The organism is Oleomonas cavernae (assembly GCF_003590945.1).
Classification (GTDB): Bacteria; Pseudomonadota; Alphaproteobacteria; order Zavarziniales; family Zavarziniaceae; genus Zavarzinia; species Zavarzinia cavernae.
On the sequence record NZ_QYUK01000011.1, the window covers coordinates 408,887 to 430,832 of the forward strand.

At 67.8% G+C, this 21,946-nt stretch carries 22 protein-coding genes; 20 read left to right on the forward strand and 2 right to left on the reverse strand.

The window, feature by feature from the left end; all coding sequences use genetic code 11:
- Window position 1: 1 nt before the first annotated feature.
- The 3 genes from D3874_RS30030 to D3874_RS05470 all read left to right on the forward strand — a co-directional run bounded on the left by D3874_RS30030 (window position 2) and on the right by D3874_RS05470 (window position 1,244).
- Window positions 2-253: a hypothetical protein gene (locus D3874_RS30030; protein WP_119777183.1), complete on the forward strand. Its 252-nt coding sequence runs from the start codon at window positions 2-4 to the stop codon at window positions 251-253.
- A gap of 50 nt (window positions 254-303) precedes the next feature.
- The gene (locus D3874_RS05465; protein ID WP_119777184.1) at window positions 304-606 is read left to right on the forward strand and encodes a hypothetical protein; all 303 of its coding nucleotides are present in this window, start codon (window positions 304-306) and stop codon (window positions 604-606) included.
- Between the two features lie 80 nt (window positions 607-686).
- A complete protein-coding gene (locus D3874_RS05470) occupies window positions 687-1,244 on the forward strand; it encodes a helix-turn-helix domain-containing protein (RefSeq protein WP_147385538.1) in 558 nt (185 codons plus the stop codon).
- 71 nt (window positions 1,245-1,315) lie between these two features.
- Here D3874_RS05470 and D3874_RS05475 read toward each other — a convergent pair whose 3' ends face one another.
- Window positions 1,316-2,689 (reverse strand): substrate-binding domain-containing protein, encoded by a 1,374-nt coding sequence (locus D3874_RS05475; RefSeq protein WP_158595845.1) that lies wholly within the window; start codon window positions 2,687-2,689, stop codon window positions 1,316-1,318.
- Window positions 2,690-3,429: 740 nt separating this feature from the next.
- Between D3874_RS05475 and D3874_RS05480 the strand changes: the two genes are divergently transcribed.
- The 8 genes from D3874_RS05480 (at window position 3,430) to D3874_RS05510 (ending at window position 11,537) form a co-directional block, all read left to right on the forward strand.
- The gene (locus D3874_RS05480; RefSeq protein WP_119777187.1) at window positions 3,430-5,073 is read left to right on the forward strand and encodes a ShlB/FhaC/HecB family hemolysin secretion/activation protein; all 1,644 of its coding nucleotides are present in this window, start codon (window positions 3,430-3,432) and stop codon (window positions 5,071-5,073) included.
- Between the two features lie 56 nt (window positions 5,074-5,129).
- A complete protein-coding gene (locus D3874_RS05485; RefSeq protein WP_199698953.1) occupies window positions 5,130-6,806 on the forward strand; it encodes a DUF2341 domain-containing protein in 1,677 nt (558 codons plus the stop codon).
- On the forward strand, window positions 6,803-7,075 hold the full coding sequence (locus tag D3874_RS29090; RefSeq protein WP_199698954.1) for a MotA/TolQ/ExbB proton channel family protein: 273 nt from the start codon (window positions 6,803-6,805) through the stop codon (window positions 7,073-7,075). Before D3874_RS05485 ends, D3874_RS29090 begins: the two co-directional genes overlap by 4 nt.
- Before the next feature lie 5 nt (window positions 7,076-7,080).
- Complete coding sequence (locus D3874_RS05490; RefSeq protein WP_119782147.1) at window positions 7,081-7,488, forward strand: ExbD/TolR family protein; 408 nt, start codon at window positions 7,081-7,083, stop codon at window positions 7,486-7,488.
- A gap of 246 nt (window positions 7,489-7,734) precedes the next feature.
- Window positions 7,735-8,193, forward strand: coding sequence for a hypothetical protein (locus tag D3874_RS05495; protein WP_119777188.1), 459 nt, complete (start codon window positions 7,735-7,737; stop codon window positions 8,191-8,193).
- A 70-nt stretch (window positions 8,194-8,263) separates the two neighbouring features.
- Entirely contained in the window at window positions 8,264-10,015 is a 1,752-nt protein-coding gene (locus tag D3874_RS05500) for a putative porin (protein WP_119777189.1), read from the forward strand.
- 2 nt (window positions 10,016-10,017) lie between these two features.
- On the forward strand, window positions 10,018-10,638 hold the full coding sequence (locus tag D3874_RS05505) for a hypothetical protein (RefSeq protein WP_119777190.1): 621 nt from the start codon (window positions 10,018-10,020) through the stop codon (window positions 10,636-10,638).
- Window positions 10,635-11,537 (forward strand): peptidylprolyl isomerase, encoded by a 903-nt coding sequence (locus D3874_RS05510; protein ID WP_119777191.1) that lies wholly within the window; start codon window positions 10,635-10,637, stop codon window positions 11,535-11,537. The genes D3874_RS05505 and D3874_RS05510 overlap by 4 nt, the downstream gene beginning before the upstream one ends.
- A 42-nt stretch (window positions 11,538-11,579) precedes the next feature.
- On the opposite strand, the gene D3874_RS05515 is transcribed toward D3874_RS05510, so the two are convergent.
- A complete protein-coding gene (locus D3874_RS05515; RefSeq protein ID WP_119777192.1) occupies window positions 11,580-12,437 on the reverse strand; it encodes an alpha/beta fold hydrolase in 858 nt (285 codons plus the stop codon).
- Between the two features lie 204 nt (window positions 12,438-12,641).
- Here D3874_RS05515 and D3874_RS31505 point away from each other — a divergent pair, with 204 nt between their 5' ends.
- The 9 genes from D3874_RS31505 (at window position 12,642) to mraY (ending at window position 21,939) form a co-directional block, all read left to right on the forward strand.
- Window positions 12,642-13,307, forward strand: coding sequence for an oxidoreductase (locus D3874_RS31505; RefSeq protein WP_338016685.1), 666 nt, complete (start codon window positions 12,642-12,644; stop codon window positions 13,305-13,307).
- The gene (locus tag D3874_RS31510) at window positions 13,304-13,747 is read left to right on the forward strand and encodes a beta/alpha barrel domain-containing protein (RefSeq protein WP_338016686.1); all 444 of its coding nucleotides are present in this window, start codon (window positions 13,304-13,306) and stop codon (window positions 13,745-13,747) included. The genes D3874_RS31505 and D3874_RS31510 overlap by 4 nt, the downstream gene beginning before the upstream one ends.
- Before the next feature lie 277 nt (window positions 13,748-14,024).
- The gene (locus D3874_RS05525; RefSeq protein ID WP_119777193.1) at window positions 14,025-14,504 is read left to right on the forward strand and encodes a division/cell wall cluster transcriptional repressor MraZ; all 480 of its coding nucleotides are present in this window, start codon (window positions 14,025-14,027) and stop codon (window positions 14,502-14,504) included.
- A complete protein-coding gene (gene rsmH / locus D3874_RS05530; protein ID WP_119777194.1) occupies window positions 14,501-15,481 on the forward strand; it encodes a 16S rRNA (cytosine(1402)-N(4))-methyltransferase RsmH in 981 nt (326 codons plus the stop codon). The genes D3874_RS05525 and rsmH overlap by 4 nt, the downstream gene beginning before the upstream one ends.
- On the forward strand, window positions 15,478-16,176 hold the full coding sequence (gene ftsL / locus D3874_RS29095; RefSeq protein ID WP_199698955.1) for a cell division protein FtsL: 699 nt from the start codon (window positions 15,478-15,480) through the stop codon (window positions 16,174-16,176). Before rsmH ends, ftsL begins: the two co-directional genes overlap by 4 nt.
- Window positions 16,173-17,942, forward strand: a complete 1,770-nt coding sequence (locus tag D3874_RS05540; protein WP_119777195.1) for a peptidoglycan D,D-transpeptidase FtsI family protein — start codon at window positions 16,173-16,175, stop codon at window positions 17,940-17,942. Before ftsL ends, D3874_RS05540 begins: the two co-directional genes overlap by 4 nt.
- Before the next feature lie 9 nt (window positions 17,943-17,951).
- Window positions 17,952-19,418, forward strand: a complete 1,467-nt coding sequence (locus tag D3874_RS05545) for a UDP-N-acetylmuramoyl-L-alanyl-D-glutamate--2,6-diaminopimelate ligase (RefSeq protein WP_119777196.1) — start codon at window positions 17,952-17,954, stop codon at window positions 19,416-19,418.
- Window positions 19,415-20,824, forward strand: a complete 1,410-nt coding sequence (locus D3874_RS05550) for a UDP-N-acetylmuramoylalanyl-D-glutamyl-2,6-diaminopimelate--D-alanyl-D-alanine ligase (protein ID WP_119777197.1) — start codon at window positions 19,415-19,417, stop codon at window positions 20,822-20,824. The genes D3874_RS05545 and D3874_RS05550 overlap by 4 nt, the downstream gene beginning before the upstream one ends.
- Before the next feature lie 26 nt (window positions 20,825-20,850).
- Window positions 20,851-21,939 (forward strand): phospho-N-acetylmuramoyl-pentapeptide-transferase, encoded by a 1,089-nt coding sequence (gene mraY, locus D3874_RS05555; protein ID WP_119777198.1) that lies wholly within the window; start codon window positions 20,851-20,853, stop codon window positions 21,937-21,939.
- Window positions 21,940-21,946 lie beyond the last annotated feature (7 nt).

The following is a 21,946-nucleotide window of genomic DNA, read 5'->3' on the forward strand; positions in this document are numbered from 1 at the left end:
CGTGGTCAATGCCGACAACTTCCAGGTCTCGGGCAGCTCGGTCGGCACGCCGAGCGTGCCGGCGACCGATGTCGGCGGCCTGGCTGCCGCCTCCTCGGCCACGGCGGCCGCGACCCAGGCGGCGGCCGATGCCGGCGCCCGGGACTCCGGCGGTGCCGCCAGCAACATGCCCTCGATCATCACCGTCGAAGTGGTGGGCTATGGCGGCGCCGACTGCCCCAATGGCACGAATCCCGACGGGACCTGCAAATGATGCGCGGCCCCTGTCATCGGCCGGCCTATCCGGGAGAGAATTGACACCTGATGACCGTGCCGGGCTCGATGGTTGAGGCACATGAACGGTTCCGCCTCTGCGATGTCGCACAGGCGGAGGTGTTGTTGCGCGACCTTTTCGACGGCGAACAGTTCGAGCTCGTCTGTCAGGAAAGCGACGGCCTGGTCCTCACCCTTCACCGCTTTCGTCTCAACGGTATCCCGGCCTTTGCCGTGCATTGCGGCTCCGGCCTGGAACTGGTCAGCAGCGGCCGCCGCTATCTGGGCTGCATCGGCCCGCGCCGGGCCTTTGAAATCGACGGCCAGCCCCGGCCGACCGGTACAATGCCGTGATCGTCGCTCCCGGCCGTCGTCATCGGTTCTATTGGCCGCCCGGTGCGGTCCTGCTGGGCTGCGCGATTTCGGGGGCCGACATGGCCCGCTACGGCAATATCGTCGCCGGCGCGTCGAGCCTTGGTTTCGGCGCAGACGGCATCATGGTGCTCAGCCTGCTGCAGGGACCGTTTCGCGCTTTCGGCGGCTTCATCCAGCTCCTCGCGCTGGCCCTGCAACTCGACCTGGATCCGGTCGAAGCGCCTGCGGCAAGGGCTGACGGCGGTGTCTCCCCGCCGGTGCCACGCCATGTCAAGCGGGCCGAAGACTACCTGGTGCGTCACCTGGCCGAGCCACTGACGGTTGTGGAACTCGCGGCGAGGGTGGGGGTCAGCGTGCGCTCCCTCCACCGCGGCTTTCTCGATTTCCGCGGCGTGACGCCGGCGCGCTACCTGCAGAATCTGCGCATCGAGGCGGCCCACCGCCTGTTGACCTCGAGCGATTGCTTCCTCGACCTACGGCAGGTGGCAACCGAGGTCGGCTTTGGCAGCTACGCCCCGTTCTGGCGCGCCTATGTGCGCAAGTACGGCCGGGCACCATCCTCCACCCGTCGCTTCAACGGCGACGCCGGCCTGCCCCTCAACCAATCCCTCGCGTAACCAGTTTCGAGCACCGTACAAAAGAAAACGGCCCCGGCTTGCGCCGGGGCCGTCGAGACTAGGTGTTGTAATCAGGCGCCCTTGCCGACGCAGCCGGTCCCGCCCGTGGCCTTGATGTTGGCCCGCAGGAAGTTGTAGATCGAGGTGCGCAGAGCCGAGGGCAGCGCCGCGACGCCGTTGGCGGCGAGCACGCCGTTGGAAGCGTTCACGGCCGCGTTGGTGTAGTACCAGCGGAAGAAGCCCAGCGCCCCGGTGTTCGGCGCGAGCAGCGCGTTGACCTTGGCGGCGGAGCTGTAGCACGAGTACAGCAGGGTGTTGCTGGTGCCCATGATCGGGTAGCCGGCCGTCGGATTGGCGACCGAGCTGTTGAGGTTGGTCGGAACCCACTTCAGCGGGTTGAACTGGTCAGCGCCGGCCGGGGTCGGGAAGGCCAGGCTGTTGTAGGCGGCGGTGGCGTTGGCGGCCGTCGGCTGCAGGAAGGTGGCAGAGGTGCCTTCCTGGAGCGAAGCGGCGACCAGGCTGCTGCCGACCAGGAATTCCGAGCCGAGGTAGCCGATCGCGCCGTTGGTGCTGCTCAGGATCGTCGCGACGCCGCTGTTACCAGCGCCCAGACGCCAGCCGGTGGTGCTGGGCAGGGTGCCGGTGCCGGCGGGGTCCTTGAACTTGTTGGTCGACAGGAAGCTGCAGACCGCCGCCATGTGGCGGGTGAACAGCGAGGTCGTGCCCGAGCTGTCGGAACGGCCGGTGCGGTAGATGCGCACGTGGCCGGTCACGTTCGGCAGCTGATCCCAGTAGGAGACGGCGCCGTTGAAGATCTTGCAATAGTCGGCCTTGGTCAGCTCGAGCTTGCCGCTCGCGGTGCCGATGGTCACGCCGGTCGGCACCTTGTAGGCGACCGCAACCGCGCCGATGACGTTCGGGACCTGGATCAGGGCGCCGTATTTCTCGAAGGGGTTGGCATAGTTGGTGCCGGGGGTCGGCGTGACGCCCGGGGCCACCACGGTGACGCCCTGGATCGTGCCGCCGTTGTTGTAGGCGTCCAGGTCGGCCTGCTTCAGGGCATTGTCCGAAAGCGCATATTCGACCGAGGTGAAGGGGGTCGACAGGTAGGTGCCGAAGCGCGACGCATCATGGCTGTAGAAGCCGGCGATGCCGCGGCCCGAACCCGACGCCGCATAGTGGTAGAGGTGCGCGGCGTTGACCGGGGTGGTGATGTAGGACGGGCAGGCGGCTTCCGCGGTGTCGTTCAGGTTGTTGGCTGAATCGCGGACGCGGTAGTCGACACCGGTGGTGGCACCGCTGTAGCACTTGAACGCCTGGGTCATCGCCGGCGCCGGCAGGGTGGCGCCGCCGCCGAAGATGTCGGTGGCCGAAGCGGTGCCGGCAAAGCCGGCCGCCGCCATGAAGAAAGCTCCACCGAGGAGCTTCATCTTGAGAGAAGTCATGTTGGGCCTCATGGGTTGAGATGTCATAAATTCTTCATCTCTTCTGTCGACACCCGAAATGGCCGGCAAATTTCCTGATTGATATTTCATCGCTGACTTTTTTCAGTCTGCGCTAAAGGGAATTTGCCGGTCGATTCGAACGCGGCCTGAATTTAGAGCCTGCCACTAGACGATCAATGTGATTCCAGGAGGCCGAGGCAGCGCGCCGTGTTAATTGGCACTAATCGATATATTGCCAAATTTCGATAAACCAAATTTTACTGTCGTGAAAGCGCCCAAGTGTAATGAATAACAATTGTGACGGATTTGTTTAATTAGCGGGAATATTTGGTTTCAGGTTGCCGCCAAACAGGTGGCATTAACCATGGGTATCGGTCGCCTGAATAGCCAAGTCATTGCGCGGCGTAATGGTGAAGTAACCCCGGGGGCCGTGGAAAGTGACGGTGCGCACGCTGCGCGCGAGAAGCCGGCGGCGATGACTGTGATCGAGGCGACACGTGGGCCGCCAATCCCGCGCTTTATGGCACTGAGATGACGGGTCGGGCCGGGATTCGTTGTTTGATCGCAAAAGTGTCACCGGCTTGTAATTCGCCGCTGCTATCCCCTGAGCGGGGACCGCGCTCAACCGCGCTCTTACGACAATTGACGGCCGGCGTTCAATGCAGCGGAAATCCGCGCCTTGACGCTGCCGCGTTTGCGCGTCCGCTCCCCGGCCGGACTGGTGCAGGGTGTCGAAGGCTATGCTCGCTGTTGTTCCCGATTGCTGCTCGAGGCTGCGTGGCACGCCTGCCGCGGGCCTTGCCACGGCACTCGTGATCTTCCTGGGCCTGTCGGGCGTTGCGGCACCCGCGCGGGCACAGGACGCGGCAGCCGAACGCCGCATCGATATCTGGGAGTATCGGGTCGAAGGCGCCCGCACCCTGGCCCAGGGCGAGGTGGAGCGGGCGGTCTATCCCTTTCTGGGCCCCAACCGCACGATCGGCGAGGTCGAGCGGGCGCGTGCGGCGCTGGAAAAGGCTTATGCCGACAAGGGCTTTCAGACGGTCGCGGTCGAAATTCCGCAGCAGCAGGTACAGGACGGCGTTGTGATCCTGCAGGTCACCGAGGGCGCCGTGGGGCGGCTGCGGGTGCGCGGGTCGCGCTATTTCTCGCTCGACCAGATCAAGGCCGAGGCACCCTCGCTGGCCGAAGGCGCCGTGCCGAACTTCAATGCCGTGACCCGGGACATCGTCGGCCTGAACCAGCAGCCGGACCGGCGGGTGACGCCGGCGCTGCGGGCGGGCGTCACTCCCGGCACGGTCGACGTGGACCTGAATGTCGAGGACACCTTTCCGCTTCACGGCAGTCTCGAGCTGAACAATCGCCAGAGCCAGGACACCACGCCGCTGCGCCTCAATGCGTCGCTGCGCTACGACAATCTGTGGCAGCTCGGCCATTCGCTGACGCTCGGCTATCAGGTGGCGCCCGAGAACCGCGATGACGGCGAGGTCTATTCGGGCTCGTACCTGGCACGCTTTCCGCGCACCCCCTGGTTCAGCCTGCTGGGCTACGCCACCAAGAACAATTCGGACATTTCGACCCTGGGCGGCACCAACGTCGTGGGCCGGGGTGAGACCATCGGCCTGCGCGGCATGGCGACCCTGCCCAGCAAGACCGACGACCTCTTCCACCAGGTGAGCGGCGGGCTCGACTACAAGCATTTCGACGAGCTGGTGGGCCTGGGCGGCGACACCAACCAGTCGACGCCCATTACCTACTATCCGGTCTCGGTCGATTACACCGCGAGTTGGACGGCGGAAGAGTCGCAGACCGACGCCGGCCTGGGCCTGACCTTCAACCTGCGCGGCCTGGGCAGTACCGATACCCGCTTCCGCGACAAGCGCTTCAACAGTGCCGGTGACTTCTTCTATCTGCGCGGCAACGTCTCGCGCACCCAGGAAATCTACGCCGCGATGCAGCTCGTCGCCAGGCTTCAGGGCCAGTTGTCGAGCAAGCCGCTGCCGTCCAGCGAGGAGATCAGCGCCGGCGGCGCCGATACCGTGCGCGGCTACCTCGAATCCGAGGCGCTGGGCGACAACGGCATCGTCGGCTCCGTGGAATTGCGCAGCCCCTCGCTGACCGAGGTCGGCGGCGAGGATTGGAGCGACGGCATCGTGAACGACTGGCGTGTCTACGCCTTCGTCGATGGCGCCGTCCTGGCCGTGCTGCGCCCGCCCGCCGAGCAGGATGACCGGTTCGACCTGGCCAGTGTCGGCGTCGGCACCTCGATCCGCCTGATCGACTACCTGAACGGGTCGGTCGATGTCGGTATTCCGCTGGTTACCCAGGCGTCGTCCAGTGCCGGCGATCCCAGGGTGCATTTCCGTGTATGGGGTGAGTTTTGACACCTTACGCAGTCGAAGGGTTTGGAGCGATGCGACGCCGGTTTGCTGGGCCGATCATGGCCACGATGCTGGGCCTTCTGGCCGGCCTGATGCTGCTGCCCAGTGCGGCGCAGGCCTGGTGGAACGATGAGTGGACGCTGCGCAAGCAACTGACCATCGATACCAGCGCCACCGGGGCCGCCATCACCGAGCCGATCGGCACCACGCCCGTGCTGATCCGGCTGCATTCGGGCAACTTCCAGTTCGAGGTGGCGAAGGAGGACGGCGCGGACCTGCGCTTCGTCGCCGAGGACGACGTGACGCCGCTGAAGCATCACATCGAGAAATACGACACCCTGCTGGGCGAGGCTTTCGTCTGGGTCTCGGTGCCGGATCTCAAGCCCGGCGCCCAGGCAAAGCTGTGGCTCTACTACGGCAATACCAAGGCCTCGGCGGCCGAGGATGCCAAGGGGACCTACGACCCTAACACCGTCCTCGCCTATCATTTCACCGAGCGCGGCGTGCCCGTGCGCGATTACACCACCTGGGGCAACAGCGCGCAGACCGCCGGGTTGACCGGCGACGGCGCGATGATCGGGTCGGGCCTGCGCCTGGACGGCCAGTTGACGGTGACGCTGCCGGCCTCGGCCTCGCTCGCCTGGGACAACGGCGCGGCCATGACCTGGTCCGCCTGGGTCAAGATGAACGCGGCCCAGCCCAATGCCGTGATCTTCAGCCGGCGCGACGGCGTGGCCGGCCTGACCATCGGCGCAGACAACGGCGCGCCCTTCGTCGAAGTGAGCAATGCCTTCGGCACCCAGCGCAGTGCGCTCGGCAGACCGCTCGCGGCCGGCACCTGGCATCACCTCGCCGTGGCGGCCGATGGCCAGCAGGTGACCGTCTATGTCGATGGCGTCTCCTACGCCCAGGTGAACGCCGTCCTCGCCGCCATGGCCACGCCCGCGGTCATCGGCGCCGAGGTGGCGCCGCCGGCACCGGTGGTGGCGCCAGCGGCGCCTGCCGTCGTCGAACCCGCGCTGACGCCCGACGCCGGCGCCGTGCCGGCGGCCCCGCCGGTCGAAGCCGTGCCGGCTGCGCCGACCTACGTCGGCTTCGTCGGCGAACTCGACGAGCTCGAAATCGCCAAGGTCGCGCGCCCGGCCGGCTTCATCAAGGCGGCGGCGTTCGGGCAGGGGGCCGAAAACGCCAAATTCCTGACGTTCAGCGTCGACGAAGAAACCGCGAGCTGGCTGACCGGCTATTTCGCGGTGATCGTGAAATCGGTGACGCTCGACGCCTGGGTGGTCATCGGCATCCTGGCGCTCATGGCCGTGGTCTCGTGGATCGTGGTCGCGGGCAAGCTGTCCTATGTGAATCGTCAGGGCAAGGCCAACCGCCAGTTCCTCGAGCACTTCGACGAGGTGGCGAGCGACCTCACCATCCTCGACCGGGGCGATGCCGATCACGTCTCGTCCATGGGCGGGCTGATCACCGAGAGCGATGCCCGGATGATGCGCAGTTCCTCGCTCTACCGGGTCTATCATGCCGGCGCGCACGAGATCCGGCGCCGCTTCGCGGGCAATGAACAGGGGCCGAAATTCCTGCCGGCGGAATCGATCGCGGCGATCCGCGCCAGCCTCGACAGTGCCCTGGTGCGCGAGACCCAGAAGCTCAATTCCCAGGTGGTGGTGCTGACCATCGCGATTTCCGGGGGCCGTTCCTCGGCCTGCTGGGCACGGTGGTCGGCGTCATGATCACCTTCGCTGCCATCGCGGCCTCGGGCGACGTCAATGTGAACGCGATCGCCCCGGGCATCGCCGCGGCCCTGCTCGCGACCGTGGCCGGCCTCGCCGTCGCGATCCCGGCGCTGTTTGCCTACAACTACCTCAATACGCGCATCAAGGATGCGACCAGCGACATGCACATCTTCGTCGACGAATTCGTCACGCGCATGGCCGAGTTCTATGCCTGGCGGCCCGATGCCCACAAGCCCAGGCCCGACGACGCCTATGCGGCGGAGTGACGGCGATGCAGGTCCAGGGCGACAACAAACCCTATGACGATATCAACATCACGCCGATGCTGGATCTCGCCTATGTGCTGCTGGTCATCTTCATCATCATGACGACGGCCAGCGTGCAGGGCATGAAGGTGAACCTGCCGCGTGCCAGCGCCCAGCCCAGCCTGGCCGAGAACAAGACCCAGGCGATCACCGTGAACGCCGAGGGGCGCATGTTCCTCAACACGACACCGGTTGCCTCGCTGGACGATCTCAAGCAGCGCCTGCTGTCGCAGAAGGCGCTGACCCCGGATTTCCCGGTGGTCGTGAAGGGGGACGGCCTCACGCAGTATCAAGGGGTGATGGACATCCTCGACATGCTGGGCCAGGTCGGTATCACCCAGGTCGGCTTGGCTACCAAGCCGCTCGTCAAGTAGCGGGCGGGACGGCGTCATGGCCAAGCGCGCACCGCACCGGCAGGGCTTCGTCACGCGGAATGGCCCGGCCATTGCCGCCGGCGTCGTCGCCGTCGGGGTGATCGCCGCCATCGTCCTCGTGTTCGACGGGGGCGACAGCAAGCCGACCCGCAAGGTCCAGGAACTGCAGGTGGTGCAGATCGTGCCGCCCCCGCCGCCGCCACCCCCGCCACCCCGCCGCCCGACGAGCCGCCGCCCGAACCCGAGGTGGCGGAACCCGAGATCAAGGAAGAAATTCCCGAGGCCAAGCCCGAGGAAGCCAAGCCCGACGAGCCGCCGCCGGCGCCGCTCGGCCTGGACCAGGAGGGTACCGGCCCCGGCGACAGCTTCGGCCTCGCCGGCCGCCCCGGGGGCAATGGCCTGGTCGGCAGTGGCGGCGGCGGTGGAGGCACCAAATGGGCCGGCTACTCGAACCGCTACTCCACGGCCATTTCGGCGCTGCTGAATCGCGATCCCCGGCTCAAGAAGGCGTCGACCCTGGCCTTGAAGCCCCGGATCTGGCTGGATGGAACAGGAAGGATTACGCGCGTGGAACTCGGCGGTTCGACCGGAAATGCCGAGATCGACCGGGCGATCAAGGAACTGATGCTGAGCGCGCCCTCGGCCGGCCCGCCGCCGCCCGACATGCCGCAACCAATCATTCTGCGCGTCAAGGCGCAGCGGTAGAGCTGGGCGCGGCGACGCGCCAGAGGATGCTAGGCGCGGCGACGCGCCAGAGGATGAATGTGGGGATCCCATGTCGTATCGAGTGAAAACCGGCTATCGCCACCTCGGGCCTGCGCTGTTGTGCTTGGCCGGCCTCGCGGCCGGCGCGCCCGCTTGGGCGCAGGATGCGGCGCCGTCGTCCAATGCCACGGTCAACCTGATCAACCTGATGGTGAAGCGCGGCCTGATCACCCGTGCCGATGCCGATGGCCTGATTGCCCAGGCGGAAGCTGAGGCGGCGGCGGCGCGCACCGCGGTCGCGACGCCGGCCGGCGCGGGCACCGCGGTGGCGGTCCCCAGCCCCGACGGCACGGTACGGGTGCAGTATGTGCCCGAGATGGTGCGCAAGCAGATCCGCGACGAAGTCCGCACCGAGGTGATGGCCCAGGCCAAGCGCGAAGGCTGGGCCACCCCCAACGCCATCCCCGACTGGACCCAGCGGCTGAAGTTCTCGGGTGATATCCGGCTGCGGTATGAAGGCGATTACTTCGGCAACGAGAACGCCAACACCGGCGAGTTCCCGAACTTCAATGCCATCAACACCGGCAACCCGTATGACGTGTCGGATACCAATCCCAATTTCGCGCCGCAGCTCAATGTCGATCAGGATCGGGAACGGCTTCGGTTGCGGGCACGGTTGGGCGTCGTTGCCCAGCTCGGCAACGGCTTCAGTGCAGGTGTGCGCGTGGCGACGGGCGACAGCAACTCGCCCGTCTCGACGAATCAAAGCCTGGGCGGCAGCGGTGGCGATTTCAGCAAATATGCCATCTGGCTCGACCGCGGCTATGTCCGCTATCGGGCCAAGATGACGGATGCACTCGACGTGACCGTGGACGGCGGCCGCTTCGACAACCCGTTCTTCGGGACGGACCTGCTGTGGGATGACGACCTGGGCTTCGATGGCCTGGCCCTGTCGGCAACCTATGCCGTGGACAAGGAATTGCAGCCGTTTGCCGTGCTCGGCGCCTTTCCCGTCTACAACACCGACTTCAATTTCGCCAGCAATCAGCCGGCGAAATTCGAAAGCCACGATAAATGGCTCTATGGCGCCCAGGCCGGTGTCGACTGGAAGTTTGCCGAGGACTATCGGCTGAAGGCGGGCTTGAGCTATTACCACTACGAAAACATCAGGGGCGAACGGTCGAGCCCCTGCTTGGTGCTCAGTGCGGCGGATGCCTGCGATACCGACCTGACGCGTCCTTCCTTTGCCCAGAAGGGCAATACCTACATGGCGCTGCGCTCGATTTCGCCGACGGCGGACAACGGCAATGGCACCACCGATCAGTTCCAGTATTTCGGCCTGGCCACCGGGTTCCGCGAGCTGGCGCTGACGGCCCGGCTGGACCTGGCCCAGTTTGATCCCATCCGCGTCACGCTCGACGGCGAATACGTGAAGAATCTCGCCTTCGACGAGAGCCGTGCCCGCACCCTGGGTATCAACAATCGTGCGCCGACGCCGGACGGAACCACGCCGGGCGAATTCGAAGGCGGCGACACCGGCTACATGGCCCGTCTCACCGTCGGGACCGAGTCGCTGAAGCAGCGCTGGGACTGGAACCTGCGCTTCGCCTACAAGTACATCGAGTCGGACGCCATCGTGGACGGGTTCAACGACTCCGACTTCGGTCTGGGCGGCACCAATCTCGAAGGTTTCCTGATCGGCGGCAACCTGGCGCTGAACGAGAACGTGTTTGCCGGCATGCGCTGGCAGTCGGCCGACAGCATCGCCGGTGCGCCCTACGCGGTCGATGTCTTCCAGGCCGATCTGAACGCGAGGTTCTGATCATGCGCCGCGTCGCCGTTCCGGCTTTGATGATCGCCATCTCCCTGATTACCCCGGCCCTGGCCGACGATACCGAGGCGCGCCTGCGCGAGGCCCTGCGCACGGCGACCGCGCAGCAGCGCGCCCTCGAAGACGAGCGCACCGTGCTGCAAGCCAAGCTGAGCGTGGCGGAGAAGGAACGCGATGCGTTGAAGGCGCAGATCGCCGGCCTGAACACGCAACTGGGCGCTGCCAAGAAGGAGTCGGTCGAACAGGCGAGCGCGGTGGCCCGGCTGGAAACCCAGGTGGCCGACCAGAACGCATCGATCGACAAGGTGCAGGGCGTTCTCGGCCAATGCCGGGCCTCCTACCAGAAGGCGATGGGCGAGGGGCAGATCCTGGAGGAGGCGCGCAAGCAACTCGTCGGCGAACTCGACGCGCAGACCAAGCGGGCCGAGGCCTGCGAGGTGAAGAATGTCCAGCTCTACAAGGTCGGCAGCGAGATCCTGGAGGCCTATGCCGATACCGATTTGGCTGATGTCGTGGGCGGGCGCGAGCCGTTCCTGGGCTTGAAGCGGGTGGAACTCGAAACCCTGGTGCAGGACTACAAGGACAAGCTGCTGGACGGGAAGGTGGCGCCATGACGGGCGTCGCCATGCTGCGCATCGCCACCCTGGCTGTGCTGATGGTCGCCGCGCTGCCGCTGCGGGCCCAGGATGCCGGCGCCGAGGTGGTGGCCCGCGTCGGCTCTGTCGACATTACGGCCGCCGAAGTCCAGGCGATGCTGGAGGGGCTGCCCGCGCAGCAACGCGAAGCGCTGGCCAAGGATCCCGCCCTGCTGGGACAGACCCTGCGGCAATTGCTGGCCACGCGCCTGCTCTATGCCGAGGCGCTGGCCCGCAAGTGGGACCAGAAACCCGAGGTGGCGGCGGCGATCGAGCGGGCCCGCCAGGGCGTGGTGATCGAGAACTACCTGCGTTCCGTCGCCGAGCCGCCGGCCGATTTCCCGGGTGACGCCGATATCGCCAGCGCCTATGAGGCGAACAAGACGAGCTTCCTGGTGCCGCGCCAGTACCGCCTGGCGCAGATCTTCATCGCCCTGCCCAAGGGGGCGGACAAGCCGGCCGAGGAGGCCGCGCGCAAGAAACTCGACGCGGTGCAGGCCAGGCTGAAAGAGAAGGGCGCGGATTTTGCTGTCGTGGCGGCCAAGCTCTCGGACGAGGATGCGGCCCGGGGCGAAATCGGCTGGGTGCGCGATGATGCGATCCGGCCGGAAATCCGCGACCAGGTGGCGGGCCTGCCCAAGGACGGCATCAGCGAACCCGTCCGTCTCGACGACGGCTGGCACATCGTCAAGCTGCTGGACACCAAGGCGGCCTATACGCGGCCGATCGCCGAGGTGCGCGCCGAACTGGTCGCCGCGCTGCGGCGCGAGCGCGCGGCGGCCGACGCCCAGGCCTATCTGGCCCGGCTGCTGCAAGCCAACCCCGCGGCGATCAACGAATTGGCCCTGTCGCGCCTGCTGGTCGGCCCCGGCCGCTGACCCCTGCGTCGAGGCTGACGGCGGCACGGTTCTCGCGCCGCGTTACTCGCCCGCGAGGAAGGCGAGCACGGCGGCATCGAATACCGCCGGGTTCTGCAGCATGGCGAAATGGCTGACCTTGGGCAGGATGACGAGTTTGGCGCCGGGGATCTGCTGCGCCAGCCACTCGGTGTGTTCACGCTTGATCGCCTCGTCATATTCGCCGTCGGCGATGGCGACCGGCACCTTGATGCCGTTCAACTGGGCCTGGGTATAGTTGGGCTCGGTCGCCCACATCTTGGCAATCGCGGCCAGGAAACCGTCGTAGTCCTTGGGCGTCTTCGACAGCCGGGCATAGGCCTGACCCGCTTCCTCGATGAAGCGGTTGAAGGTCGCGTTGGTGTCGAGGCCTTCGCGCAGGCCCGAAGGGTCGGAATTGGCGCCGAAGGCGAACACCCGGGTCAGCCGCTCGGGATGATGAATGGCGAGGTCCAGGCCGATGATGCCGCCGTCGCTCCAGCCGACGACCGCGGCCTTCTCGATCTCGAGCTTGTCCAGCAGCGCCACCACGTCCGACGCCATCAGGCCGTAGGTATAGGGCTTGTCGTCCCGCGTGCTGCGGCCGTGGCCGCGGCTGTCGACCAGGATCACCTTGTACTGCTTGGCGAAGACCTGGACCTGGTTGCCCCAGTACTCGCCGTTGGCCAGGCCGCCATGCAGGAAGACGACCGGCTGGCCCTCGCCATAGACGGCGTACCAAAGCTCGATCCCGTTGACCGCGGCATAGCCGCTCTCCGTCGCCTTGGGCAGCGGGGCAGGGGCTGGAAGCTGTTCCCATACCTCCGCCGCCCGGGCCGGGATCGCATGGCCGCCGATCAGGCCGACCGCCAGGGCCAGCATCCATCCCAGGATCGTCTTCATATCGCACCGCGCTGATGTTTATGGGGCACTTGCGCCCTCGATCATCGGGATATCCGGGGCAGGCGAGAAGCCGCGCCAGCCGCAGGGCAGCGTATCGGCCGCCGCATGCTCGGGCCCGCCTCGCGGTTCCTGGCCACTATCCAGTCCAAACAGAATGATGTAACCGGGGGCCAGCGAGCCGGAAATGCGCAGGGAACCAAGATCATGAAAAGCGGACTTTCGACACTGTTTTCGCCGTTTACGATCAATGGCCTGACCCTGGCCAACCGTATCGTCATGGCGCCGATGACGCGGTCGCGGTCGCCGGGTGGCATTCCCGGGGCCGATGTTGCCGCCTATTACCGGCGCCGGGCCGAAAACGATGTCGGCCTGATCATCACCGAGGGCACCACCATCGACCATGCGGTGTCGTCGATGGATGTGAACGTGCCCAATTTCTACGGCCCGGCCCGTGAGGGCTGGCGCCGCGTGGTGGCCGAAGTGCACGAGGCCGGCGGCCGCATCATGCCCCAGCTCTGGCATGTCGGCATGGCGCGCAATCCCAAATCGCCCAATGCCCCGCTGCCGGGCCAGCCCAGCGTCGGCCCGTCGGGTCTCGTCGTGCCGGGCAAGAAGGTCGCCGAGCCGATGAGGCCTGAGGAAATCCGCGCGGTGGTCGACGGTTTCGCCCGTGGCGCCGCCGATGCCCGGGATCTGGGCTTCGACGGGGTCGAAATCCACGGTGCCCATGGTTACCTGATCGATCAGTTCTTCTGGGCCGGCCTCAACGAGCGGGCAGACAACTACGGCGGCGATGCCCGCCGGCGCCAGCAGATGGCCATCGATATCATCGAGGCGATCCGCCACGCCGTCGGCCCGACTATCCGGTGATCCTGCGTTTTTCCCAATGGAAGCAGCAGGACTACACCGCCCGCCTGGCCACCACGCCCGAGGCGCTGGAAGCCTTCCTGCAGCCGCTGTCCCAGGCCGGGGTCGACGTCTTCCATTGCTCGACCCGCCGCTTCTGGGAGCCGGAATTCGAGGGGGCGTCCCTGAACCTGGCGGGCTGGACCAAGAAGCTGACGGGCAAGCCGACGATCACGGTCGGCAGCGTCGGGTTGTCAGGCGAATTCCTGGCATCGTTCAAGGGCGAGAGCGCCCAGGCGGCCGGTATCGACGACCTGCTCGGTCGGCTCGATGCCGGTGAATTCGACCTGGTGGCCGTGGGCCGCGCGCTGCTGGTCGACCCGGCCTGGGCGCGCAAGATCCGCCTGGGCCAACTGGACGAGCTGCAGCCGTTCAAGCCCGAAGCATTGGCCACCCTCTCTTAAGGCCAACCGCCTGCCGCCCCCGGCGCTTAGCGCGCCGGGGGCAAAGTAATTCGGAACAAATCATGAACTATTGATCGCGGCGGCGCCTCCGGGCGTCTTGCCGATCGGCGGAGTCATAGGCAAGCGGGATGCCAGACGAAATGGCGTGATTTCCCAGCTATTTACCAGTCCTGCCCATTGACCCCCATAATTTCCCATGGTATCCCAATCTATCCCATCCTGCGGGCGCGTCGATGCCCTCGACCCGTCGCCTTTGCGGGGTGGTTCGGGGGCTTTGATGCTGGCGTTGTTCACGTCCACATACACCAACAAGGTGGACAAGAAGGGTCGGGTCTCCGTCCCGGCGCCCTTCCGCACGCTGGCCGCGGCCCAGGGATTCCAGGGCATCTACGTCTATCCCTCGCTCGATTTCCCGGCGATCGACGGCGCCGGCCTCACCTATTTCGAGCGGCTTGCCGCCGCGGTCGACGATCTCGCCCCCTTCTCGGCCGAGCGTGAGGCCTTCTCGACCGCCATTTTCGGTGCCTCGCACCAGCTCGCCTTCGATCCGGAAGGCCGCATCAGCCTGCCCGAGGGGCTGATGGCCCATGCCGGCATCACCGAGAGCCTGGTCTTCGTCGGCCTGGGCCAGCAGTTCCGCATCTGGGAACCGGCGGCCTTTGCCCAGATGAACGCCCAGGCGGCCCAGATCACCCGCGAAAGCCGCGGCCGCCTGAACTGGCCGGGCCGTGGCGCCAACGGGGGAGGGGCGGCATGATCCCCGACCAGGACGCCCCCCACATCTCCGTCCTGCGCGACGAGGCCGTGCAGGCGATCGGCCCGCAGCCGGGCGACGTGGTGGTCGACGGCACCTTCGGTGCCGGCGGCTATTCCCGCGCCTTCCTGGGCGCTGGCGACTGCCGCGTCTTCGGCATCGACCGCGATCCCACGGCGGTTGCCCGCGGCCGCGCGCTCGAGGCCCAGGCGCCCGGCCGCTTCACCATGGTCGAGGGCTGCTTCGGCGACATGGTCGGCCTGCTGGCCGCCCACGGCCTGGCGGCGGTGGACGGGATCGCTCTGGACCTGGGCGTCTCCTCGATGCAGTTCGACGAGGCCGACCGCGGCTTTTCCTTCCGCGAGGACGGCCCCCTCGACATGCGCATGGGCGGCAGCAGCCGTACCGCCGCCGACATCGTCAACGAGACGCCGGAAGCCGATCTCGCCGACCTGATCTATGCCTATGGCGAGGAACGCGCCTCGCGCCGCGTCGCCCGCTTCATCGTCGAGGCGCGGTCGCAGGCCCCGATCACCCGCACCCGCGTGCTGGCCGACATCGTCGCCCGGGCCATCGGCCGCCATGGTGCCGAGCGTGACCGCATCCACCCGGCGACCAAGACCTTCCAGGCCTTGCGCATCGCGGTGAACGACGAATTGGGCGAACTCGACCGCGGCCTGGTCGCGGCCGAGCGCCTGCTGGCGCCCGGCGGCCGCCTGGCCGTCGTCTCCTTCCACAGTCTCGAAGATCGCGCCGTGAAGCGCTTCCTCACACAGCGCGCCGGGGTCGAGGGTGGCCCCTCGCGTCACGCGCCCGTCCGTGCCGGCGGACGGGCGCCCAGTTTCGAACTCCTGTTCCGCGGTGCGGCCAAGCCCGGGGACGAGGAAATCCGCATCAACCCGCGGGCGCGTTCGGCCCGGCTGCGCGCGGCGCGCCGGACGGCGGCACCCGCCTGGGGTCTCGAGGAGGGCCACGCATGAGCCGGATCCTGACCATTGCCGCCGTCGCCCTGGCGATCGGCGCCGCCGCCACGCTCTATCAGGTGAAGTACGAAGTCCGCCTGCTGGAGCAGGAGGCGCGCCAGTTGCATCAAGGTGTTGCCCGCGAACAGCAGGCGATTCAGGTGCTGAGCGCCGAATGGGCCTATCTGAACCAGCCCGCCCGGATTCAGGAACTCGCCGAGCGCTACCTCGACCTCAAGCCGATCAAGGCCGCGCAGATCGGCACGGTCGAACGCCTGCCGCTGCGCCCGGTGGCGCCGCCGGCCGCTCCGGGGGCTGACGGCCTGGTCGCGGATGCGACGCCCGGCGCCGGCCCGGTGGCCGTGGTCACGACGAAGCCCGCAGCGGGCAAGCCTGCCGCCGCCAAGCCGGCGGCCCCGGCGGCGACCAAGCCCGTCGCCGCCCCGGCGATCACCAAGCCCGTCGCCGCCCCGGCGAAGCCGGCCGCGCCCAAGCCGGCACCGGCCAAGCCCGCGACCACCAAGCCGCCCGCCCCGGCGGCGCCCACGCGCACGGCCTCGGTGCCGGCGGCCCCTGCCAGGCCGGCGCAGCCCGCCCCCAGGCCCGCCCCGGTGCCCAGCGCCGTAGCCAGTGCCCCGGCGGATCCGCTGCTCGACGGCGTCTCGCGCATCTTCGCGAGCGGCGAGCCCAGCTACCCGACGGAACGGCGATGAACGGCGGGGATTACGATCCGATCCCGCGCGCGCCGCTGCCACGGCTGTCGCCGGTCCATATCCCCGAAGGCGCCCCCGTCTTCGCGGGTAACCGGCCGCGCCCGACCGTGGTGCTCGACGGCCTGACCAAGCAGGCGATCGAAATCGGCCGCAACCGCCTGATCGTGCTCGGCGCGGTGTTCTGCTTCTGCTTCCTGATGCTGGCCGGCCGCCTGGTCGATCTTGCCGTGCTGCGCCAGCCCGACGACGCGCGGGTGACCTCGGCCGAGCCGATCGTGGAACGCGCGGCGATCACCGACCGCAACGGCACGGTCCTGGCCACCAACCTGTCGACCGCATCGCTTTATGCCGATACCGCCAGGCTGATCGACGTGGACGAGGCGGTGGCCAAGCTGATGCATGTCCTGCCCGACCTGTCGCGCGCCGAACTCGATACCAAGCTGCGCTCGGGCAAGACCTTCGTCTGGATCAAGCGCAACCTGACGCCCCGCCAGGAATACGAGGTCAACAGCCTCGGCATTCCCGGCTTCTCGTTCCAGCGGGAAGAACGCCGGGTCTATCCGTTCGGGCGCCTGGCCTCCCATGTCCTGGGCTTCGTCGATATCGACAGCAAGGGCATCTCGGGGATCGAGGCGCGTTTCGACGAAGTCCTGCGCGATCCCGCGCGCGGCGGCAAGCCGTTGCAGCTCTCGCTCGATATCCGGGTCCAGCATGCCGTGACCGACGAGTTGGCGCGCGCCATCCAGACCTTCCGCGCCATCGGCGGCGCCGCGGTGGTGCAGGACGTGCGCACGGGCGAGATGATCGCCATGGTCTCGCTGCCCGATTTCGACCCCAACAATCCCGGCGGGGCCAACCAGGAAACCCGCTTCAACCGGGCGACCCTGGGCACCTACGAAATGGGCTCGACCTTCAAGACGCTGAACACGGCGATGGCGCTCGATTACGGCGTCACCACCCTGCGCGGCGGCTATGACGCCACCCATCCCATCAAGGTCGCGCGCTTCACCATCAACGACGACCACCCCAAGTACCGCTGGCTGTCGGTGCCCGAGATCTTCATCTACTCGTCCAACATCGGCTCGGTGAAGATGGCGCTGGATGTCGGCATCGAGCGCCAGAAGGACTTCATGTCCCGCATGGGCATGACCCGCCGCCTGTCGATCGAACTGCCCGAGGCCGGCACGCCGCTGGTGCCCAACCCGTGGCGCGAGATCAACACCATGACCATCGCCTTCGGCCACGGCCTTTCGGTCACGCCCCTGCACCTGTCGACCGGCGTCTCGTCGCTGATCAACGGCGGCATCTTCTTCCAGCCGACGCTGCTCCATGCCGACGACGCCCGGCCGCCGGTGGGCGAGCGGGTGATCTCGTCGCAGACCTCGGCCTCCATGCGGCGCCTGCTGCGCCTGGTGGTGACCAACGGCACGGGGCGCAAGGCGGACGTCCCGGGTTACTGGGTCGGCGGCAAGACCGGTACCGCGGAGAAGGCCTCGGGCGGCGGCTATGCCCGCAAGGCGCTGCTGTCGTCCTTCGTCTCGGCCTTCCCGATGACCGAGCCGCGCTATGTCGTGCTGGTCATGATCGACGAGCCCAAGGGCACCAAGGAAACCTACGGCTATGCCACCGGCGGCTGGACCGCGGCGCCCACGGTCGCGCGGATCGTGGAACGTATCGCCCCCATGCTGGGCGTGCTGCCGTCCGATGGCCCCGACCCCGCGACGGCCGGTGGTGCGCTCATCACCGTTGCCGCGGACAAGGAGTGAGGCCGCGACATGCCCAACAGGCGCCTCGCCGAGCTGATCACGGAAACCACGGTGGCGCCGGCGCTCGGCGCGATCGACGTCTCCGCCGTGACCGCCGACAGCCGCAAGGTCGTGCCCGGCGCCCTGTTCTTCGCGCTGAGCGGCGCCAAGGATGACGGCCGCCGCTATGTCGCCGACGCGGTGGCCAAGGGGGCGGTCGCCATCGTCGCCGACCCGTCGGGGGTCGAGAATGCCGGCGCCCCGGTCGTCATCGTCGACGACCCGCGCCGGGCGCTGGCGCTCGCCGCCGCGCAGCTCCATCCCGCCCAGCCCGGCACCATCGTCGCGGTGACCGGCACCAACGGCAAGACCTCGGTCGCCCATTTCACCCGCCAGCTCTGGCAGGCGACCGGCCACGCTGCCGCCGCCCTGGGCACGCTGGGGATTACGACGGCAGCCGGCACCGTTCCCCTGGGCCATACCACGCCCGACCCGGTGGTCCTGCACGAAGCCCTGGCCGGCCTGGCCGGCAGCGGCATCGATCATGCCGCGATGGAGGCCTCGAGCCACGGCCTCGACCAGCGCCGGCTGGACGGGGTGGTCCTGAAGGCCGGGGCCTTCACCAACCTGACCCGCGATCACCTCGACTATCACCACGATCTTCACGCCTACCTGGCGGCCAAGCTGCGGCTGTTCGACACGCTGCTGCCGCTGGGCGCGCCGGCCATCGTCAACCTGGGCGGCGAGGCCGCCAATACCGTCGCCTTGACCGCGCAACGCGCGGGATTGCGCCTGATCACCGTGGGCGGCGAGGGGGCGGACATCGCCCTGCTGCGGCGCCAGCCGACGCTGGCCGGGCAGTCGCTGGCGCTCTCGGTCTTCGGCCGGCGGTTCGAGGTCGAATTGCCCCTGGCCGGCGACTTCCAGGCGTCGAACGCCCTGGTCGCGCTGGGCCTGGTCGTCGCGACGGGCGGGGACATCGCGGCAGCGGTGGCCGCCCTGGCCGGGCTCGAAGGCGTGCCGGGGCGGATGGAACTGGCCGGCATTCACCTGTCGGGGGCGCCGGTCTTCGTCGATTACGCCCACACGCCCGATGCCCTGGCCCGTGTCCTGGGGGCCCTGCGCCCGCATGTCGAGCGGCGCCTGATCGTGGTCTTTGGCTGCGGCGGCGACCGCGATCCCGGCAAGCGGCCGGAAATGGGCCGCATCGCGGCCGATACCGCCGACCGCGTGATCGTCACCGACGACAACCCGCGCAGCGAGGATGCCAAGGCCATCCGCGCCCAGATCCTGGCCGCCAGCCCCGGTGCCGTCGAGATCGGCGACCGTACCGCGGCGATCGCGGCGGCCCTGTCGGACCTGAGCTACGGCGATGTCGTGGTGATCGCCGGCAAGGGCCACGAGCAGGGCCAGATCGTGAAGGACGAGGTTCGCCCCTTCGACGACCGCGCGGTGGTGCGCGCCGCCCTGCGGATCCTCAAAGGCAGCGGGACATGAGCGTGCTGTGGACCGCCCGGGAAATCGCGGCCGCGACCGGCGGCGCCGTGCTGGCTGATTTTCGCGCCAGTGGCGTCGTCTTCGATTCCCGCCGGGTCACCCCCGGCGACCTGTTCGTGGCCCTGGCCGGCAGCCAGGCCGACGGCCATGGCTTCGTTGCCGGCGCGCTGGCGGCCGGCGCGGCGGGGGCCCTGGTCGCGCAGGTGCCGGCCGGCGTCGCGCCCGATGCCCCGCTGGTGCAGGTGCCCGAGACCATGGCCGGCCTCGAAGCGCTGGCCCGCGCCGCCCGCACCCGGGCGGATGTGGTGGCGATCGGCGTCACCGGCAGCGTCGGCAAGACCGGCACCAAGGAAGCGCTGAAGGTGGCGCTGGGCCCGTCCGGCGCCACCCATGCCAGCGTCGGCAGCTTCAACAATCACGTCGGCGTGCCGCTCAGCCTGGCGCGCATGCCCGCCGATACCCGCTTCGGCGTGTTCGAGATGGGCATGAACCATGCCGGCGAACTGACCCCGCTGTCGCGCCTGGTGCGCCCCCACATCGCGGTGGTGACCACGGTCGAGCCGGCGCACATGGCCTTCTTCGATACGGTCGAGGCGATCGCCGACGCCAAGGCGGAAATCTTCGCCGGCGTGCCGGCCGGCGGTGCCGCGATCCTCAACTGCGACAACGCCCATTTCGAGCGCCTGGCCGCGGCGGCACGCGCGCGGGGTGTCCATGTGGTGGGCTTCGGCACCGGCCACGGCGCCCATGTGCAATTGCTCGACATGGTGCTGAAGCCCGATGTCACCGTGGTCGATGCGATGGTCGGCAGCCGCCGCATCACCTACAAGATCGGCGCGCCCGGCCGCCACTGGGCGATGAATTCGCTGGCCGTCATGGCGGCGGTCGAGCTGGCCGGCGCCGACATCACCCTGGCCTCCCTGGCCCTGGCCGACCTGACCCCGCCGGCCGGCCGCGGCCGTCGCAGCGAACTGCGCCTCAAGGGCGGCGGCACGATGCTGCTGGTCGACGAGAGCTATAATGCCAGCCCCGCCTCTATGCGGGCGGCCTTCGCCAACCTGAAAACCGCGCAGCCGGGGCCGCGCGGCCGGCGCATCGCCGTCCTGGGCGACATGCGCGAACTGGGCGCCGACGCCGACGCCCTCCATGCCGGTCTGGCCCCCGATCTGGTGGCCAGCGGCGTCGACCTGGTCTTTGCCTGCGGGCCGCATATGCAGGCCCTTTACCAAGCCCTGCCGACGGGTCTCCAGGGGGCCCACACAACCGACTCGAAGACGCTGGCGCCGATCGTGCGCGACGCCGTTCGTCAAGGAGATGTTGTGATGGTGAAGGGATCTTTGGGCAGTTATATGGCCTCGATCATCGATACACTACTACAGCTTGATTCGGCTGATTCGCCTGTCTGAGGCGATTTCGGCACTCGGGAAGCAACATGCTCTTTAATCTCTTGGCCCCCCTGGCCGACGAGTTCGCGTTCTTCAATCTCTTCCGGTACCTGACCTTCAGGACCGGCGGCGCGACCTTGACTGCGCTCCTGGTCGCCTTCGTGATCGGGCCGCGCCTGATCGCCTGGCTGAAGACCAAGCAGAAGAAGGGCCAGCCCATCCGCGCCGACGGGCCGCAGAGCCATCTCATCACCAAGCAGGGCACGCCGACCATGGGCGGCTTCCTGATCCTGATCGCCCTGGCCGTATCCGTGCTGCTGTGGGCCGACCTGTCGTCGGGCTATGTCTGGGCGGTTCTGGTGGTGACCCTGGGCTTCGGCTTGATCGGCTTTGCCGACGACTACCTCAAGGTCACCAAGGTCAATCCCAAGGGCGTGCCGGGCAAGCTGAAGCTGCTGGTCGAGATCATCTTCGCCACCGGCGCGGTGGTCTGGATCGTCTGGCTGACCACGCCCGAACATGCGACGGCGCTGGCCATCCCCTTCTTCAAGGATCTGCTGGTTCAACTCGGCTGGTTCTTCGTGCCCGTGGCGGTGTTCGTGATCGTCGGCGCCGGCAATGCCGTCAACCTGACAGATGGCCTCGACGGCCTCGCCATCGTGCCGGTGATGATCGCCGCCGCTGCCTTCGGCGTGATCGTCTATCTGGTGGGCAACATCAAATTTGCCGATTACCTGCAAATTCACCATGTCGCCGGTGCCGGCGAGTTGGCGGTGCTTTGCGGTGCCCTGGTCGGGGCGGGCCTGGGCTTCCTGTGGTTCAATGCGCCGCCGGCCATGATCTTCATGGGCGACACCGGCAGCCTGGCCTTGGGCGGTGCGCTGGGCGCCATCGCCGTGGTGGTGAAGCATGAGATCGTGCTGGCCATCATCGGCGGGCTGTTCGTGCTCGAAACCGTGTCGGTGATCGTGCAGGTGGTCTCGTTCAAGATGACGGGCAAGCGGGTCTTCCGCATGGCGCCCCTGCATCATCACTATGAACACAAGGGCTGGTCCGAGCCGACCGTGGTGATCCGCTTCTGGATCATCGCCGTGGTCCTGGCGCTGATCGGCCTGTCCACCTTGAAGTTGAGGTGACGGGCCG

Bases quoted from the DNA above. Each gene is read 5' to 3' on its own strand.
- D3874_RS05465 (WP_119777184.1), top strand. From the start codon at position 304: ATGACCGTGCCGGGCTCGATGGTTGAGGCACATGAACGGTTCCGCCTC.
- D3874_RS05470 (WP_147385538.1), top strand. From the start codon at position 687: ATGGCCCGCTACGGCAATATCGTCGCCGGCGCGTCGAGCCTTGGTTTC.
- D3874_RS05475 (WP_158595845.1), bottom strand. From the start codon at position 2,689: ATGACTTCTCTCAAGATGAAGCTCCTCGGTGGAGCTTTCTTCATGGCG.
- D3874_RS05480 (WP_119777187.1), top strand. From the start codon at position 3,430: ATGCTCGCTGTTGTTCCCGATTGCTGCTCGAGGCTGCGTGGCACGCCT.
- D3874_RS05485 (WP_199698953.1), top strand. From the start codon at position 5,130: ATGGCCACGATGCTGGGCCTTCTGGCCGGCCTGATGCTGCTGCCCAGT.
- D3874_RS29090 (WP_199698954.1), top strand. From the start codon at position 6,803: ATGATCACCTTCGCTGCCATCGCGGCCTCGGGCGACGTCAATGTGAAC.
- D3874_RS05490 (WP_119782147.1), top strand. From the start codon at position 7,081: ATGCAGGTCCAGGGCGACAACAAACCCTATGACGATATCAACATCACG.
- D3874_RS05500 (WP_119777189.1), top strand. From the start codon at position 8,264: ATGTCGTATCGAGTGAAAACCGGCTATCGCCACCTCGGGCCTGCGCTG.
- D3874_RS05505 (WP_119777190.1), top strand. From the start codon at position 10,018: ATGCGCCGCGTCGCCGTTCCGGCTTTGATGATCGCCATCTCCCTGATT.
- D3874_RS05510 (WP_119777191.1), top strand. From the start codon at position 10,635: ATGACGGGCGTCGCCATGCTGCGCATCGCCACCCTGGCTGTGCTGATG.
- D3874_RS05515 (WP_119777192.1), bottom strand. From the start codon at position 12,437: ATGAAGACGATCCTGGGATGGATGCTGGCCCTGGCGGTCGGCCTGATC.
- D3874_RS31505 (WP_338016685.1), top strand. From the start codon at position 12,642: ATGAAAAGCGGACTTTCGACACTGTTTTCGCCGTTTACGATCAATGGC.
- D3874_RS05525 (WP_119777193.1), top strand. From the start codon at position 14,025: ATGCTGGCGTTGTTCACGTCCACATACACCAACAAGGTGGACAAGAAG.
- rsmH (WP_119777194.1), top strand. From the start codon at position 14,501: ATGATCCCCGACCAGGACGCCCCCCACATCTCCGTCCTGCGCGACGAG.
- ftsL (WP_199698955.1), top strand. From the start codon at position 15,478: ATGAGCCGGATCCTGACCATTGCCGCCGTCGCCCTGGCGATCGGCGCC.
- D3874_RS05540 (WP_119777195.1), top strand. From the start codon at position 16,173: ATGAACGGCGGGGATTACGATCCGATCCCGCGCGCGCCGCTGCCACGG.
- D3874_RS05545 (WP_119777196.1), top strand. From the start codon at position 17,952: ATGCCCAACAGGCGCCTCGCCGAGCTGATCACGGAAACCACGGTGGCG.
- D3874_RS05550 (WP_119777197.1), top strand. From the start codon at position 19,415: ATGAGCGTGCTGTGGACCGCCCGGGAAATCGCGGCCGCGACCGGCGGC.
- mraY (WP_119777198.1), top strand. From the start codon at position 20,851: ATGCTCTTTAATCTCTTGGCCCCCCTGGCCGACGAGTTCGCGTTCTTC.